19 protein-coding genes are annotated in these 16002 nt (G+C 63.7%); 16 read left to right on the forward strand and 3 right to left on the reverse strand.

All coding sequences use genetic code 11. From position 1 onward, the window contains the following. The first annotated feature begins 5 nt into the window (after window positions 1–5). Genes AWB80_RS13700 through AWB80_RS13715 form a run of 4 tightly spaced genes read left to right on the forward strand, consistent with a single transcriptional unit; the run spans window position 6 to window position 4574 of the window. Entirely contained in the window at window positions 6–752 is a 747-nt protein-coding gene (locus tag AWB80_RS13700; RefSeq protein WP_087131253.1) for an EscU/YscU/HrcU family type III secretion system export apparatus switch protein, read from the forward strand. Then, complete coding sequence (locus AWB80_RS13705; protein WP_244206492.1) at window positions 749–2833, forward strand: flagellar biosynthesis protein FlhA; 2085 nt, start codon at window positions 749–751, stop codon at window positions 2831–2833. The genes AWB80_RS13700 and AWB80_RS13705 overlap by 4 nt, the downstream gene beginning before the upstream one ends. Further along, the gene (locus AWB80_RS13710; protein WP_061175202.1) at window positions 2830–4161 is read left to right on the forward strand and encodes a FliI/YscN family ATPase; all 1332 of its coding nucleotides are present in this window, start codon (window positions 2830–2832) and stop codon (window positions 4159–4161) included. Before AWB80_RS13705 ends, AWB80_RS13710 begins: the two co-directional genes overlap by 4 nt. Further along, window positions 4158–4574: a hypothetical protein gene (locus tag AWB80_RS13715; RefSeq protein ID WP_143328026.1), complete on the forward strand. Its 417-nt coding sequence runs from the start codon at window positions 4158–4160 to the stop codon at window positions 4572–4574. The genes AWB80_RS13710 and AWB80_RS13715 overlap by 4 nt, the downstream gene beginning before the upstream one ends. A gap of 71 nt (window positions 4575–4645) precedes the next feature. Here the strand turns inward: AWB80_RS13715 and AWB80_RS13720 are convergent, their stop codons facing one another. The 3 genes from AWB80_RS13720 to gndA all read right to left on the reverse strand — a co-directional run bounded on the left by AWB80_RS13720 (window position 4646) and on the right by gndA (window position 6996). Further along, window positions 4646–4990 carry a DUF1493 family protein gene (locus tag AWB80_RS13720; RefSeq protein ID WP_061175204.1) on the reverse strand — a complete coding sequence of 115 codons (345 nt, stop codon included), beginning with the start codon at window positions 4988–4990 and terminating at the stop codon, window positions 4646–4648. Continuing rightward, window positions 4991–5422, reverse strand: a complete 432-nt coding sequence (locus AWB80_RS13725; RefSeq protein ID WP_061175205.1) for an STM2901 family protein — start codon at window positions 5420–5422, stop codon at window positions 4991–4993. It abuts the gene before it with no gap. A gap of 167 nt (window positions 5423–5589) precedes the next feature. Next, window positions 5590–6996 (reverse strand): NADP-dependent phosphogluconate dehydrogenase, encoded by a 1407-nt coding sequence (gene gndA, locus AWB80_RS13730; protein WP_061175206.1) that lies wholly within the window; start codon window positions 6994–6996, stop codon window positions 5590–5592. Window positions 6997–7292: 296 nt separating this feature from the next. Between gndA and AWB80_RS13735 the strand changes: the two genes are divergently transcribed. The 12 genes from AWB80_RS13735 to otnI all read left to right on the forward strand — a co-directional run bounded on the left by AWB80_RS13735 (window position 7293) and on the right by otnI (window position 15988). Then, the gene (locus AWB80_RS13735) at window positions 7293–7634 is read left to right on the forward strand and encodes a hypothetical protein (RefSeq protein WP_061175259.1); all 342 of its coding nucleotides are present in this window, start codon (window positions 7293–7295) and stop codon (window positions 7632–7634) included. A 27-nt stretch (window positions 7635–7661) separates the two neighbouring features. Next, on the forward strand, window positions 7662–8600 hold the full coding sequence (gene panE, locus AWB80_RS13740) for a 2-dehydropantoate 2-reductase (protein WP_061175207.1): 939 nt from the start codon (window positions 7662–7664) through the stop codon (window positions 8598–8600). 3 nt (window positions 8601–8603) lie between these two features. Further along, window positions 8604–9152 carry a chromate transporter gene (locus AWB80_RS13745; protein ID WP_061175208.1) on the forward strand — a complete coding sequence of 183 codons (549 nt, stop codon included), beginning with the start codon at window positions 8604–8606 and terminating at the stop codon, window positions 9150–9152. Further along, on the forward strand, window positions 9149–9670 hold the full coding sequence (locus AWB80_RS13750; protein ID WP_061175260.1) for a chromate transporter: 522 nt from the start codon (window positions 9149–9151) through the stop codon (window positions 9668–9670). Before AWB80_RS13745 ends, AWB80_RS13750 begins: the two co-directional genes overlap by 4 nt. 489 nt (window positions 9671–10159) lie before the next feature. Continuing rightward, complete coding sequence (locus tag AWB80_RS13755; RefSeq protein ID WP_143328027.1) at window positions 10160–10459, forward strand: hypothetical protein; 300 nt, start codon at window positions 10160–10162, stop codon at window positions 10457–10459. A 94-nt stretch (window positions 10460–10553) separates the two neighbouring features. After that, complete coding sequence (locus AWB80_RS13760; protein ID WP_143328028.1) at window positions 10554–11114, forward strand: hypothetical protein; 561 nt, start codon at window positions 10554–10556, stop codon at window positions 11112–11114. 84 nt (window positions 11115–11198) lie between these two features. Beyond that, window positions 11199–11537, forward strand: a complete 339-nt coding sequence (locus tag AWB80_RS13765) for a thioredoxin family protein (RefSeq protein WP_061175211.1) — start codon at window positions 11199–11201, stop codon at window positions 11535–11537. Window positions 11538–11629: 92 nt separating this feature from the next. Continuing rightward, window positions 11630–12334: a FadR/GntR family transcriptional regulator gene (locus AWB80_RS13770; RefSeq protein ID WP_061175212.1), complete on the forward strand. Its 705-nt coding sequence runs from the start codon at window positions 11630–11632 to the stop codon at window positions 12332–12334. 19 nt (window positions 12335–12353) lie between these two features. After that, window positions 12354–13250 carry an L-threonate dehydrogenase gene (gene ltnD / locus AWB80_RS13775; protein ID WP_061175213.1) on the forward strand — a complete coding sequence of 299 codons (897 nt, stop codon included), beginning with the start codon at window positions 12354–12356 and terminating at the stop codon, window positions 13248–13250. Beyond that, window positions 13247–14515 (forward strand): 3-oxo-tetronate kinase, encoded by a 1269-nt coding sequence (gene otnK, locus AWB80_RS13780; protein ID WP_061175214.1) that lies wholly within the window; start codon window positions 13247–13249, stop codon window positions 14513–14515. Before ltnD ends, otnK begins: the two co-directional genes overlap by 4 nt. After that, window positions 14515–15156 carry a 3-oxo-tetronate 4-phosphate decarboxylase gene (otnC, locus tag AWB80_RS13785; RefSeq protein ID WP_061175215.1) on the forward strand — a complete coding sequence of 214 codons (642 nt, stop codon included), beginning with the start codon at window positions 14515–14517 and terminating at the stop codon, window positions 15154–15156. The genes otnK and otnC overlap by 1 nt, the downstream gene beginning before the upstream one ends. A gap of 43 nt (window positions 15157–15199) precedes the next feature. Then, entirely contained in the window at window positions 15200–15988 is a 789-nt protein-coding gene (otnI, locus tag AWB80_RS13790; protein WP_061175216.1) for a 2-oxo-tetronate isomerase, read from the forward strand. Window positions 15989–16002: the final 14 nt, after the last annotated feature.

The raw sequence follows: 16002 nt of genomic DNA on the forward strand, positions 1-16002 counted from the left end.
CTGCGATGAGCGACAAAACGGAAAAACCTTCGCAACGTCGGCTGCAACGCGCGCGCAAGGACGGCGACATTGCGAAGAGCGCTCATCTCAGCACCGCTGTCAGTGGCGGTCTGTGGTGGTTGCTGCTGACGTTTCAGGCGCCGCATCTGTTTTCCTCCTTCGTGAAGATGGTTCAGACGTGCATGAGCATCGACGCAGACCGTTCCCTGGACTGGCGGCTCAGGGCAGCGATGGCGGCGGCGGCGGACCCGGGCAGGACCGCGCTCACGATGTTCGTCTGCGGACTTCTCGCCGCAGTCGTCCCCGAACTGCTTCAGGCGCGTGGCCTCGTCGCGTTCAAGCGCGTTTCACCGGACTTCCGGCGTCTGGATCCGATCGAAGGCTTCAAGAATCTGTTCGGTCTCAAGGCCTTGCTGGACACCGGCCTGATGCTGATTCAGATGGCCCTCCTTTCATACGTTGCCTGGAATGCGATTTCGGCGTGGCTGGCTCAAGCCGGTCCTGTCTACTCGCTCGAGCCGTTATCCCAGCTCGCGCTCGCCACGCGGGCCCACTCGCGCCTGCTCGCGATGGTCGCACTGTCGCAGCTTGCGCCGGCGGCCGTCGACTACGCGATTCAGCGCAGGTTGCACGAGCGCCGCCTGCGCATGGACAAGGACGAACTGAAACGCGAATACCGCGAGGAGGAGGGCGATCCGCATGTCAAGGGCCGCCGCCGCGCGCTACAGAGATCACTCAACGACCCATCATGATGCAACCTGAATTCTCTTCGTCTTTTCTGGCAGGCCTGCCCGACAGGCTCGCGCGTTACGCTCATTTCGCGGCGGCTGCGGGGTTCATCGGCGTGCTTTCACTGCTGATCCTGCCGATTCCGCCGTTCCTGCTCGATCTTTTTATCGGCATGAGCTTCGGTGTGAGCTTTCTCATGCTGTTCACGACGATCTACGTGTCGCGCGCCGCCGATCTGCCGGGCTTTCCCGCGCTCCTGCTCATGACCACCCTGCTGCGGCTCGCGCTGGCCATCGCCTCCACGAAGATGATTCTCATGCATGCGCACGCGGGCCGCATCATCCAGGCTTTCGGCGAACTCGTGGCGGGCGGCAACGTCGCCGTGGGCATCGTCGTGTTTCTGGTGCTGTGCGCGATCCAGTTCATCGTCGTCGCGAAGGGTGCGGACCGCATCGCCGAAGTCTCGGCGCGCTTCACGCTGGACGCGATCCCGGGGCGTCAGATGAGCATCGACGCCGATCTGCGCAGCGGCCTCATCAGCGCCGAGCAGGCTGTCGCGATGCGCGCGGGTCTCGAGCGCGAGACGTATGTATACGGCTCGCTCGACGGCGCCATGAAGTTCGTCAAGGGCGACACGATCGCGAGCTTCGTGATCGCGATCGTCAACATCGCGGGTGGGCTGGCGATCGGCCTCGTGCAGCACGGCATGTCTTTCAGCGATGCGCTGCAGGTCTACACGATCCTCACGATCGGCGACGGGCTGGTTTCGCAAATACCTTCGCTCGTCGTGTCCATCGCCGCGGGCCTGCTCGTTACGCGCGTCTCGCAGGCGGGCTCCGGTTCGAACCTCGGCGCCGATCTCTACAGCCAGTTGACGCTCCGGCCGCATGCGCTTCTGATGGCGGGCGTGTGCTGCGCCGCACTCGGACTCATTCCGGGCTTTCCGCACGTACAGTTCGCGCTGCTGGCCGGTGCGCTCGCGGGCCTCGCGGTCCTTCTGATGCGCGCACAACGGCGCGCGCAAGGTGCAGTGCAGACGCCGATGCCCGCGCTCGCACGGGACGGGAGCCGCCATATGCCCCAGTTCCTCGACGATGTCGACTTCGGCACGAGCAACGTGCTCCGCCTGCGCGTCGGCACGGACGTCGTTCGCGCCATGCGGCCGGACGCGCTCAACGGCCTGCTCGGCCGGTTGCGCCACACGATCAACGAACGGCTCGGCCTGCCGTTTCCGGGGCTGGTCATTCTGGTGGACGCGCGACTTGCTTCCGATCGCTATATCGTCGATATCGACGACGTGCCGTTCGCGAGCGGTGTGCTCCTCGCGCAACACGTGCTGGTCAGTGGCCGCGCGGCGGACGTGACGATGCAAGGCACGCCCGGCTATCGGCCTGGCGTGGAGAAGTCCGTCTGGATGGCGGCTAGCGAGGCCGCAGCGCTCGACCCCGCCGTCTATGCAACCGATTCGCCGGACGACGTCCTGTGCAGGCATCTGCTCGAAGTCATCGAGCGCTGCGCGCCGCGCCTGATGGGTACGCAGGAGGCGCGCTTCCTGCTCGGCCGCATCGGTCAAGAGTACCGCGAGCTTGCCATGCAGATCGAGCACCGCGTCACCACGATCCGCCTTGCTGCGGTGCTCAGGCAGCTCCTCCAGCAACGCGTGTCGATCCGCAATCTGCGCGGCATTCTGGAAGCGATTCTGCGGGTGCCAGCCAATGAGTCTACGCTCGAGCGCATGGTGCGCGAATGCCGCATCGAACTCGGACCTCAGATCGCGCGCGCCTACGCCAATCTGGATGTCTGGGAAATTCAGGCGGGCGTGCTCGAACCCGCGTGGGAGGCCGAGCTCGAAGCAGGCATCCGCATCGGCCCCGACGGCGAGCCGTATTGCCCGCTCGATTTCGATCAGCTGGATGCCTTGCGGCGCGTTCTGGGCGCCGCACTGGAGTCCGTGCGCCTGCTGGTCACTTCAGCCGCCTTGCGCTCGCACCTCGCGCGCATGCTCGACACCTTCGGCCTGCACATGGACGTGCTGGCGATCGAAGAGATTCCGCGCGACGTGTACCGCGTTCGCGCCGTGGCAACCCTGACGAGGCCGCGATGAACAAGAACGCAGGCGGTGCGCCGAAGCCGGCGCAGCCATGGCTCGATGCGCCGGTGATGCATGGACGCGTGGTCGAGGCTCGCGGGGTCATCGCGAGGGTGGTGGGCGCGTCGCTGCGCATCGGCGAGAAGGTTCGTCTCGTGCGTGCGGACACGCGGGAAGAGCAAATCGGGGAAGTCATCGGCTTCGGACCGGATGGCGCGCTCGTCATGCCGTTCGCGGGGCTTTCCGGGCTCTCCGACATCACGCGCGTCGAGGGCTGCGGACTTGCGTGGCCACGTCTCGACGCGAGCAAGCTCGGCGGCCGTGTTCTGGATGGTCTCGGCAATCCGCTGGACGGCGGGCCGCCGGCGCCCCGAATAGACGCACCCGGATACCGCGAAGACTTGCCGCTCAATCCACTCGAGCGTCCGGTGATCGCGCATCCCTTCGTGACGGGCGTGAGGGCCATCGATGGATTGCTCACCTGCGGGATCGGGCAGCGCGTCGGCATTTTTGCGACCGCGGGTGGCGGGAAGAGCACATTGATGGGCATGATCGCCAACCATGCGCAGGCGGATGTCGTGGTGGCGGCGCTCATCGGCGAACGCGGCCGCGAAGTCTCCGAATTCGTCCACGATCATCTGCGTGAGCAACGCTCGCGCGTGATCGTGATTGCGTCGACCTCGGACCGGCCGGCGGCGGAGCGCATCCGTGCGTCGCAGCTTGCCAGCGGGATCGCGTCGACTTTGCGGGCGCAGGGAAAGCAGGTGTTGCTGCTGTTCGATTCCCTGACGCGCTTTGCGCGCGCGCTGCGCGAAGTGGGCCTCGCCGTGGGCGAACCGCCCGCGCGTCGCGGCTACCCGCCGCGCGTATTCGCCGAGCTGCCGCGGCTGATCGAGATGGGCGGGCTTACCCGCGAGGGTAGTGTGACCGCCTTTTTTACGGTGCTTGCCGAGGACGAGGACCTTGCCGACCCGATCGTCGAAGAAGCGCGCTCCCTGCTGGACGGTCACATTCAGCTTGCCTCCCGGCTGGGCGCGGCCGGCCAGTATCCGGCAATCGACGTGCTGCAGAGTAAGAGCCGACTCATGACGCGCATTGCGCGAGACGGGCATCGCGACGATGCGCGCCGCGTGCGCGAGTGGCTCGCGCGCTATCAGGACGTCGAATTGCTGTTGCAGATTGGCGAATATCGAAGCGGCGCGGATGCGGCCAGCGACCGTGCCATCGAGCGGCATCCCCGCATCCTGGATTTCCTGCGCCAGCTTCAGGGCGAGTACTCGTCCTATGACGAGACGCTCGCGGCCTTGCATGCCTTGTGCGCAAGCGCGGGAACGTCGCCATGACGTCCGCGGGCGATGACAGGCGCCTGTGGACCCTCCTCACGCGCGTGCGCGGGCTGCGCGTGCGCCGCTGCCGGCAATTGCTAGCACGCATGCAACAGGCAGCTCATGGGGCGCGTGCCGAGTTGATGCGGCAAACCGCGGAGCGGGATCGCCACGCCGCGCGTTTGCCCGAGATTCTCGGACTGTGCGGGCACGGTCAGCAGGACGCGACGCTATGGCGCAACGCGCTGAAAGCGCATCGGAGCCGGGAAGCGGACGTGCTCGCGGCGATCCGGACGGCGCAACGCGCGCTCGCGGATGCGCTGGCAGAAGTGCAGATGGCGAGGATTGCCTTGCAACGCCAGATGCGTGCGCACGAAGCCGCTCAGACCCGGAAGCGCGAGGCGACGGCGCGTCTGTGCGACGACGAGTGAGCGAGCTGCCGGATGAACTTCCCGTGACGCACGAACGGAAATGGGGCGGCGTTGGCGTGAGGCGGGATGCGTTAGTCGATCAGCCATTTTCCCCGAATCATCGCTTCTTCCAGCATGCCGAGGGTGAGTTGCCATCCACCGAGCGTTTCCCGAGCCTGCAGGCTGAAGGGCGATTTGAGCAGTGTCCAGAAAAATGCTGGCTTGCTCAACTGGCTGAATGGGTAATAGTGATCAAGCTCGAATCCGCTCATGTCGACGCCGAATTTCGTTCCCCAATCGTTGAGCAGCGCTGAAATCGCGGGCGGATTCAAGTCGAGGTCGTGATACAGATCGTTCTCGGGCGAAAGTTTGCGCTTGCCCAGCTTCACTTCGAGATATTCGATGAGCAGTTCCCAGGCTTCCGATTGGGCAATCATTTACAGCCGATCCTCGGGTTTCACGATATCGTTATAAAGCTGAACCGATCGAAACAGAATGGTCGATACATCGGTAGCGAGAAGCACCCAGCCGACGCCCGGAATCGCGCGTCCGACGAATGCTCCCAGATTGCTGGTGAATTTGACACGCAACATCATAAGACTCGAAAAGGATGTCACCGTTGGCAATATCCTGTATTTGATGTCGATGGGCAGCATTGTTCTGGAGACAATTGACGCAACTGACGTACCCTTGACCGCGAACTTGAATTTTCCCCGCGTCGGAAGAAACGGTTGCCCCAGCAGGATCATCGCGATGCTTGTCAGATCTTCTATGGCGGTTTGTCTATAGGTTTCGGCGATTGCGATAAGAAAAAATAGTTCGGCAGGCTCTAGACCCGTATGCATGCCGTATTGGTAGCGATTGCCCATGTTCACTCATCAATCATTCATAAGTCGAGCGATAATAGTTCTGTATGTCTAATTAATCAACGCTTGCGCAACAGCAGCAATCCCACACGCCATATCGCCAAAAAAAACGCGACTCTCGAAAGAGCCGCGTTTCTCACCTCAAAACTCAAAACCGAATCGTCCCGGCATCACGCCCAATTCGCGTGAAAACTCCCCGCCTTATCCACCCGTTCGAACGTATGCGCACCGAAGAAATCGCGCTGCGCCTGCACCAGATTCGCGGGCAGCCGCTCCGACCGATACGCGTCGAAATAAGCAATCGCCGACGAGAACGCCGGCACCGGAATCCCCGCCTTCACCGCCGCGACGATGACATCGCGCAAGGCATCCTGATACTTCGCCGCGATGTCGCTGAAATACGGATCGAGCAGCAGATTCGCGAGCTGCGGGTTCTTCGCATACGCATCGGTGATCTTCTGCAGGAAGCGCGCGCGGATGATGCAGCCCGCCCGGAAGATCTTCGCGATCTCGCCGTAATGCAGATCCCATTTGTACTCTTCCGATGCCGCGCGCAACTGCGCGAACCCTTGCGCATAGGAAACGATCTTCGACAGATACAACGCGCGCCGCACCGCTTCGACGAACGCCGCGCGGTCGCCATCGAACTTCGGCGACGGGCCGCTCAAGACCTTGCTCGCCGCCACGCGCTGTTCCTTCAGCGACGACAGCACGCGCGCGAACACCGCTTCGGTGATCAAAGGCAGCGGCGCGCCGAGATCGAGCGCGTTCTGGCTCGTCCACTTGCCCGTGCCCTTTTGCGCGGCGCGGTCGAGAATCACATCGACGAGATCCTTGCCGGTCTCATCGTCCTTCTTCGAGAAGATCTTCGATGTGATCTCGATCAGATAGCTGTCCAGCTCGCCCTGATTCCATTCCACATAGACCTTGCCCAGTTCTTCGTTCGACAAACCCGCGACGCGCTTGAGCACGTCATAGCTTTCGGCGATGAGCTGCATGTCGCCGTATTCGATGCCGTTGTGCACCATTTTCACGAAGTGGCCCGCGCCGTCCGGGCCCATGTACGCGACGCACGGTTCGCCGTCCGGCGCTTTCGCGGCGATCTCGGTGAGGATCGGCGCGACGAGTTCGTAGGCTTCCTTCTGGCCGCCCGGCATGATCGACGGGCCTTTCAGCGCGCCTTCCTCGCCGCCCGACACGCCCGTGCCGATGAAATGCAGTCCGGACTTCGCGAGATCCTGATTGCGGCGGATGGTGTCGGTGAAATGCGTGTTGCCGCCGTCGATGAGAATGTCGCCTTTCTCGAGCAGCGGACGCAGCGACGCGATGGTGTCGTCGGTGCCCGCGCCCGCCTTCACCATCATCAGGATGCGGCGCGGCTTTTCGAGCGACTCGACGAATTCTTCGAGCGTGTAAGTGGGCACGAGCTTTTTGTCGGGATGTTCGGCAATCAGTTCGTCGGTTTTGGCGCGGCTGCGGTTGTAGACCGAAACGGCGTGACCGCGGCTCTCGATGTTCAAGGCCAGATTGCGGCCCATGACAGCGAGGCCTACCACGCCGATAGCTTGTTTGCTCATGCTTGATCTCCGGATAACCGAAGCGCACGCGGCTCGTGGCGCGCGGCTTCGGGATGAAAACGTGTCGATGGGAGCGGCGCCCGCGCGTGAGAGATCGTCTCAGGTTCGCTCGGCGGCTCGACGGGCCGTGCGGCGATCCGTGCGGGGGCACCGAACTGTGCGCGAACGCGGACCGCCCCGAATTTACCACTTTGAGGCGCATCCGGCAGGGGGCACGCCGCCCGCACGAGCGCTTTGCGCGCCGCCGTCTTAGAATGAACGCCCGCAACGAGCACGCCGTGAAGGCCAGCCGAAACATGCCGTCGTCGCGGCGCACGCGCCGCCATCATTACTCCGTCTATGTGGTCGAACTGTCCGGCTCGGTCTGGAACGAAGCGCGCTTTCGCCGTGCGAATCCGGATTACGTGACCGGCATGCCGTTCGTCTATGTGGGCATGACGGGCGTCGATCCGGACGTGCGCTTCGACAAACACAAGGCGGGCATCCAGTCGAACCGCTTCGTCCGCGAATTCGGGCTGCGGCTTCTGCCGCAACTGTACGAGATGTACAACCCGATGCCCTACGACGGCGCGCGCGACATGGAAGTGGAACTGGGGATCGGCTTGCGGGAAGCGGGCTATGGCGTCTGGCAGGCGTGACGGCGCATATCTGACAAGGAGCGAGACATGCGGATTCTGGTAGTGGGCGCGGGGGCCATCGGCGGATATTTCGGCGCGCGGTTGCTCGAAGCGGGCAGGGACGTGACCTTTCTCGTGCGCGAGCGGCGCGCCGAGCGGTTGCGGCAGTGCGGCCTGAAAGTGAAGAGCCCCGAGGGCGATCTCGCTTTCGCCTGTCCGCCGATGGTGCTCGCGAAGGACATCGACCGTCCTTACGATCTCATCCTGCTGAGCTGCAAGGCCTACGACCTGCAAGGCGCGATCGATTCCTTCGCGGCCGCAGTCGGCCCCGACACCGCGATCCTGCCGCTCCTGAACGGCATGGGCCATCTCGACGCGCTCGACGCGCGCTTCAACCCGGCGAACGTGCTCGGCGGCCAATGCGTGATCGCCGCGACGCTCGACGCCGAAGGCGAAATCCTGCACCTGAACAACCTGCATGCGATGACCATCGGCGAGCGCGCGGGCGCTCGCTCGACGCGTATCGACGAAATCGCCGCGCAACTCGGCGGCGCGGGCTTCGATCTGACGGTGAGCGAAGACATCCTGCAGTCGATGTGGGACAAGTGGGTGTTCCTCGCTACGCTCGCGACCGGCACCTGCCTGATGCGCGCGCCCATCGGCGATATTCTCGCGGCGCCGGGCGGCGAGGCGCTGCTGTTCCGGCTCTTCGACGAATGCTGCGGCATCGCCGGCGACAACGCGCACACGCCGGGCGAGGCGGTCGTCACGCGCGCGCGGGCGTTTTTCTCGGAGCGCGGCTCGCTGATGACCGCGTCGATGCTGCGCGATCTGGAGAACGGCGCGCCGATCGAGGCGGATCACATCGTCGGAGATTTGCTGGCGCGGCGGCGCACGGCGATCGATGGCGTGTCGGCGCTGGCGGTGGCGTATGCGCATCTCAAAGCCTACGAGGCGCGCCGGGAGCGTTCGGCTGCGTCGCGCTGAGCGATGGACCGCGAAGACGCGCCGCGGCCCACCGTCGCGGAGATTTTCACCGGCTTTCTCACGCTCGGGCTGACGGCCTTCGGCGGTGCGCTGCCGCTTGCGCGTCGCGAGATCGTCGAACGCCGCAAATGGCTCGACGCCGACGCGTTCACCGATCTCCTCGGCCTTTGCCAGTTCCTTCCGGGCGGCAACGTGATCAATCTGTCGGTGGCCATCGGCATGCGCTTTCGCGGCGTGCCGGGCGCGCTCGCGGGCCTGCTCGGACTGCTGGTCGGGCCTTCGCTGATCGTGATCGCGCTCGGCGTGATCTATCAGCGCACGCATCAGGACCCACGCATCGCGCATCTGTTCGCGGGGCTCGCGGCGGCTGCGGCGGGGCTGCTTGTGGCGATGGCGGTCAAGATCATGTGGCCATTGCGCCGCAAGCCCGAAGCGGCTGTCGTCGCGCTTTTGATGTTCGCGTCGATCGCGTTGCTGCGCACGCCCCTCCTGCCGACGATGCTGGTCTTCACGCCGCTCTCGGTGCTGATCACGTGGAAGCTGCGCCGATGACGGACAACTTGCTCTCGCTCGCCGCGATCTTCAGTCAGTTGTCGCTGCTCGCTTTCGGCGGCGGCAACTCGATCCTGCCGGAAATGCAGCGTCAGGTCGTGCAGGTCCACGACTGGATGTCGAACGCCGATTTCTCCGCGCTCTTCGCGCTCGCGCAGGCCGCGCCCGGCCCCAACATGATGGTCGTCACGCTGATCGGCTGGCACGTCGCGGGATGGCCGGGCGTGCTCGTCACGTCGATCGCGAAGTTCGGGCCATCGTCGCTCGTGACGGTCGCCGCGCTGCACGCGTGGGAGCGCTTCAAGGACCGGCCGTGGCGGCGCTTCATCCAGCTCGGCCTCGTGCCGATCACGGCGGGGCTCGTTGCGGCGAGCGCGCTGCTGATCGCGCAGGCGTCGGACCGGACCTGGCTGCTGACGGCGATCACCGCGGCCGTGGCGGTGCTTTCGTACCGGACGCGGCTGCATCCGCTCTGGCTGCTCGCTGGCGGTGCGCTTGTCGGGCTCACCGGCTTCTGACAATCACGCCGCGATTAGATTCATTGCGAACATCGCAATAGTTATTTGCGCGCTTTGCGCAACTTTCAATCGTCTTGCTGGCTTCTCAAAAAATGACAAATTCCAGTTTGACTGATCGAATAATGATTCCGTAGATTTACGCTCCTGCCATTTAGAAATATCTAATTCGATTAATCGTTTTCCTGACATTGTCAGGGCCACTATATTCCGTCATGCAGCGCGCGCAGCCGTCCGGCGACGCGCGGGAGGACCCTTTTACCCTGAATAACCAGGCGCGAATCGTCGTGCTGATTCGCTATTGAATATCGAAATGTGCATCGTCGGACTGCACTTGATTAAGAGGTTACATAACGGAATATGATATATCTGACTCAAAAATGAGAAGCAGCTTTCAATCGATGTCGAATGGCTTGCGAGACCAACCCTCGGTATTTAACAAGCAGCTCACGTCGTATTAGGAGAATTCAAATGAAAATAAGAAGTGCACCGGTGATTCCATCATTGATATGTCCCGGTATTCCGCTCGACGGGGTGCGGATCGGCGTGGTCGTCCGGATCGTGGATTCCGACGCGTCCGCCTATATCAACTACCTGATCCAGGCTGCGGACGGCGCCCAGTACGCCGCGCAGATGGACAACCGGCGCCGGCGCAACCGGGACGCCCTGATCCGTCTCGCGGTCGAATCCGGGCGCTCCGTGATGCTCGTCGGCGGCATCAACAGTTATGTGCGATCGGCGGTCATCGGGACCGAAAGCCATGCGTTCGCGGGTAATGACGGCTTGCATTAGGCGACCGGCGTGCGAACGGCGCTTGAATCGCAGAAGCGCCGTTCAGCGATATCGGCTCACAGTGGGCCGTAATTCAGATACATAGGGTGATCCGTTGAAAAACATTGATAGCAATGCCAGCCTGCTGCTGGTAAGAGGTGGCGTTCCCCTCCAGGACGTGAGAGGCGGATTTCTGATTCGCATCATCGATTCAAACGACCTTGAAAATGTCAATTACATACTCCGATCCGAAGACGGCGCGTCATACTGCGGTCAGTTGAATATCTCTGCGCACGAAAATCGCAACAATCTCCTGATGATGGCGCTCGATTATGGCTTGCCCATTTCGCTGGCTGGCGATCAACGCGGCAATATCATCGGAATGGCTATCGGGCCCAGTGATTCGCCGATTCCATCATTGAATTCCACGTTTCTCAAACTGCAGGACACGCGCACGGGAATCGTGGTCCGGATCGTCGACAAGGACCAGGGCGCCGCCGTCCATTACGTGCTGCAAACGAACGACGGCTCGCGCTATTGCGTGCACATGTGGCCGAACGGCGAAAGCTACGACAATCGAAATAATCTCTTTATGATGGCGCTGAGAACGAATATGGCCGTGACCGTCACCGGAAGCCCGCATCACGAGGTGACGGCGATTGCGATCGGATCGTGACGCCCCCGTAGATTTCGGCTTTGCGGGCGGCGGGCAGATTTTCTGCTGAATGCCCAATAAGACGAAGGAGCAAGGACGAGCGCCATGACCATGAATATCGAATACGCGAAAAGCGCGCCCGAACGCGCGGAAATCGACGCAGCGAGCGGACCGCTGGTCGTCGAATTCGGCACCGACTGGTGCGGCTTCTGCCGCGCCGCGCAGCCGCTGATCGCGCAGGCGTTTCAGGGACATGGCGCTGTCCGGCACATGAAAGTCGAGGACGGCAGCGGCCGTCCGCTCGGCCGCTCGTTTCGCGTCAAGCTCTGGCCGACGCTCGTCTTCATGCGCGGCGGCAAGGAGGTCGCGCGCCTCGTGCGCCCGGGCAATGTCGCCGAAATCCGCAACGCGCTCGCGCTCATCGACACGCCGCTCGCGCAATAGCGATAGCCGCCGACCAAGGGTTTTCCTTGGTCAACGTCTGTCTCGTAAACTTGTATGATGACCCGACAACTTTACGAGCGTTATCGACTCGCATGTTCGAAAAGATTCCGCCGCGCGCCCTGTCCGATTCGGTCGCGCAGCAACTGCAAAAGCTGATCGAGAAGGGCAGCTTCGCCGGCACCGGCAAGCTGCCGACCGAAGCCGTGCTCGCGCAGGAATTCGGCGTGAGCCGCACGGTGATCCGCGAAGCGATCTCGCGGCTGAAAAACGAAGGCATGGTCGAGCCGCGGCAGGGCAGCGGCGTGTTCATCGTCGAGCGCGCGGGCATCCGGCCGCTGCGGATCGACTACGCGCAGGCCGCCGAGCCGGGCGCGGTCGTGCAGATTCTCGCGCTGCGCCGGGCGATCGAGGCCGAAGTGGCGTCCGAAGCCGCGCTGCGCCGCACCGACGCCCAGCTCGCCGCCATCGACGACGCCCTCGCGCGCATCGACGAAGCGGTGCGCGAAGGCCGGGACGGCGTCGCGGAGGACGTCGCGTTTCATCGCGAAATCGCCAATGCGACCGGCAATCCGTACTTCCTGAAAACGCTCACCTTTCTGAACCAGTATCTCGAAGCCGGCACGATCGTCACGCGCGGCAACGAGGCGCTGCGCGAGGATTTCATGCGGCAGGTGCGCGAGGAGCACGCGGCGATCGTCGAGGCGATCCGCGCGCGCGATGCCGCCGCCGCGCGCAATGCCGCGCAGACGCATCTCATCAACGCCGCGCGCCGCCTGTCGGAAGCGGGCATCTGCTAATTCATCGGGAAAAAACGCTATGACGAGAAACGTGGGAGTCATCGGTCTGGGCGCGATGGGCATGGGCGTCGCGCGCTCGCTGTTGCGCGCGGGCTTCGCCGTTCACGCGTGCGATGTGAAAAAGCCCGCGCTCGACGCGTTCGCGGCCGAGGGCGGCATCGCGTGCGCGACGGCCGCCGAGTTGGGCGGCAAGTGCGAGGTCGTGTTGACGGTCGTCGTCAATGCGGCGCAGACCGAGGCGGTCTTGTTCGGTGAGAACGGCGCCGTCGACGCGATGAAGCCCGGCAGCGTCGTGCTCGCGTGCGCGACGGTATCGCCGCAATTCGCCGCGGACCTCGGCAGGCGCATCGGCGAAAAGGGCGTGCTGCTGCTCGACGCGCCCTTGTCCGGCGGCGCGGCCAAGGCCGGTTCAGGCGACATGACGATGATGACCTCCGGCCCCGCCGATGCCTACGCCGCGTGCGAGGACGTGCTCGATGCGATCGCGGGCAAGGTCTACCGTCTTGGCGACGCGCACGGCGCGGGCTCGAAGGTCAAGATCATCAATCAACTGCTCGCGGGCGTGCATATCGCGGCGGCGGCCGAGGCGATGGCGCTCGGCCTGCGCGAAGGCGTCGATCCCGATGCGCTCTACGACGTCATCACGCACAGCGCCGGCAACTCGTGGATGTTCGAGAACCGCGTGCCGCACATTCTCGCGGGCGATTACACGCCGCTGTCCGCCGTCGATATCTTCGTGAAGGATCTCGGCCTCGTGCTCGACACGGCCCGCACCTCGAAATTTCCGCTGCCGCTGTCGGCGGCGGCGCACCAGATGTTCATGATGGCGTCCACGGCCGGACACGGCGGCGAGGACGATTCCGCGGTCATCAAGATTTTTCCGGGCATCGACGTCCCGAAGGGAGCGAAGGCATGACGCAGGCACTGCTCGGCTGTATCGCCGACGATTTCACCGGCGCGACCGATCTCGCCAACATGCTCGTGCGCGGCGGCATGCGTACGGTGCAGACCATCGGCGTGCCGGCGGCGGACGCGCGCATCGAGGCGGACGCGCTCGTCGTCGCGCTGAAGTCGCGCACCATTGCCGCCGATGACGCCGTGCGGCAGTCGCTCGACGCGCTCGCATGGCTGCGCGCACAGGGCTGCCGCCAGTTCATCTTCAAGTATTGCTCGACCTTCGATTCGACCGACAAGGGCAACATCGGCCCGGTCGCGGATGCGTTGCTGGACGCGCTGAAGGACGACTTCACGATCGCCTGTCCCGCGTTTCCTGAAAATGGCCGCACGATCTTTCGCGGCAACCTGTTCGTGGGCGACGTGCTGCTGAACGAATCGGGGATGGAGAATCATCCGCTCACGCCGATGACCGATCCGAACCTCGTGCGCGTGCTGCAGCGCCAGACGAAATCGAAAGTGGGCCTGATCCGTTACGACACGATCGCCAAAGGCGCCGACGCGATCCGCACGCGTATCGACGAATTGAAGAAAGACGGCGCGCGCCTCGCGATCGCCGACGCCGTGTCCGACGCCGATCTCCACGTGCTCGGCGATGCGTGCCGCGATCTCGCGCTGATCACGGGCGGCTCGGGCATCGCGCTCGGACTGCCGCAGAACTTCCGCGCGGCGAATCTGCTCGCGCACGCGGACCATGCCGCCGATCTGCCGAAGCTGGAGGGCAAGGCGGTCGTGCTGGCGGGCAGCGCATCGAAGGCGACGAACGCGCAGGTTGCGCACTGGCGCGAATCGAAGCCGAGCTTCCGTATCGATCCGATGGCGCTTTCGCGCGGCGAGCCGGTCGTGCAGAGCGCCGTCGAATTCGCGCGCAAGCACGACGAGCCCGTGCTCATCTACGCGACTTCATCGCCCGATGAAGTGAAGGCCGTGCAGAAGGAACTGGGCGTCGAAAAAGCGGGGCATCTGGTCGAGGACGCGCTCGCTTCCATCGCGCGCGCGTTGCGCGACGACGGCTACACGAGGTTCGTGGTCGCGGGCGGCGAGACGTCGGGCGCGGTCGTGCAGGCGCTCGATGTACGTTCCTTGCGCATCGGACCGCAGATCGATCCGGGCGTGCCCGCGACGCAATCGATCGGTTCGAATGCGGGCGAAGCGCTGGGTCTCGCGCTCAAGTCCGGCAATTTCGGCGCGACCGATTTCTTCGAGAAAGCGCTGAAGGCACTGTGATGGCATCGACAGAAAGTTCCATTCGCGAGGAGATCTGCCTCACCGGCAAGAGCCTTTACGAGCGTCGCTATACGGTGGGCAGCGCGGGCAACATCAGCGCGCGCCTCGAAGACGGCTGGCTGATCACCCCGACCGACGCGTGCCTCGGCCGCCTCGATCCCGCCGAGATCGCGAAGGTGGATGTGCGGGGCAATCATGTATCGGGCGGACGGCCGTCGAAGACGCTGGCGCTGCATCGTCGCATCTACGAGAACAACGCCGAGGCGCGCGGCGTGGTGCATACGCACTCGACGCACCTCGTGGCGCTGACGCTGGCAGGCGTCTGGAAGCCCGACGATGTCTTGCCGCCGATCACACCGTACTACGTGATGAAGGTGGGCCACGTTCCGCTGATCGCGTACCGGCGTCCGGGCGATGCGGCGGTGGCGGAGGAAGTGGCGGCGTTGGCGTCGAAAGTGCGGGCGGTGTTGCTGGAGCGACTCGGACCGGTCGTGTGGGAGAAGTCCGTGTCGCACGCGAGTTACGCGCTGGAGGAACTGGAGGAAACGGCGCGCCTTTACCTGTCGACGCACCCGCGCCCCGAGCCATTACCGGAAGAGTCGATCGAGGACTTGAGAACGACATTCAACGCCCGATGGTAGGGCTTGCGTCAGGATTCCACGACCAACCAGGAGCAATCGCAAAATGCCGAAATTCGCCGCAAACCTGACGATGATGTACACGGAACACGCGTTCCTCGACCGTTTCGCCGCAGCCGCAAAAGACGGCTTCAAGGCGGTTGAATTCCTGTTCCCCTATGACTTCGCCGCGAACGACATCAAACAGCGCCTGAACGACAACGCTCTGACGCAAGCGCTGTTCAACGCGCCGCCGGGGGATTGGGCAAAGGGCGAGCGCGGCATCGCGTCATTACCCGGGCGCGAAGAAGAGTTCAAGCAAAGCGTCGCGAAGGGCCTCGAATACGCCGCCGTGCTCGGCAACAGGAAGCTGCACGTGATGGCGGGCCTGATCGCCCCGGATCAGCCGAGAGAAAAGCATCGCGCGGTGTACCTGAAGAACCTGGAATACGCGGCAAAGGAAGCGCAAACCGCAGGCATTGGCATCGTGATCGAGCCGATCAACACCCGCGACATCCCCGGCTTCTTCCTGAACCGGCAGGACGAAGCCCAGGCCATCTGCGATGAAATCGGCGCACCGAACCTGCAAGTGCAGTTCGACATCTACCACTGCCAGATCGTGGAAGGCGACATCGCGATGAAGCTCAAGCGCGACATGAAGCGCCCGAACGCGGGCGTCGGCCATATTCAGATCGCGGGCGTGCCGGAACGTCACGAGCCGAGCATCGGCGAACTGAACTATCCGTATCTGTTCGAGCTGATCGATTCGCTCGGCTACGAGGGCTGGATCGGCTGCGAATACAAACCGAAGGCGGGCACGTCCGAAGGCCTCGGCTGGCTCAAACCCTATCTGTGAAAGAAGAAAGGAAG

Origin of the sequence: Caballeronia pedi (assembly GCF_001544915.2) — a bacterium.
GTDB classification, from domain to species: Bacteria; Pseudomonadota; Gammaproteobacteria; order Burkholderiales; family Burkholderiaceae; genus Caballeronia; species Caballeronia pedi.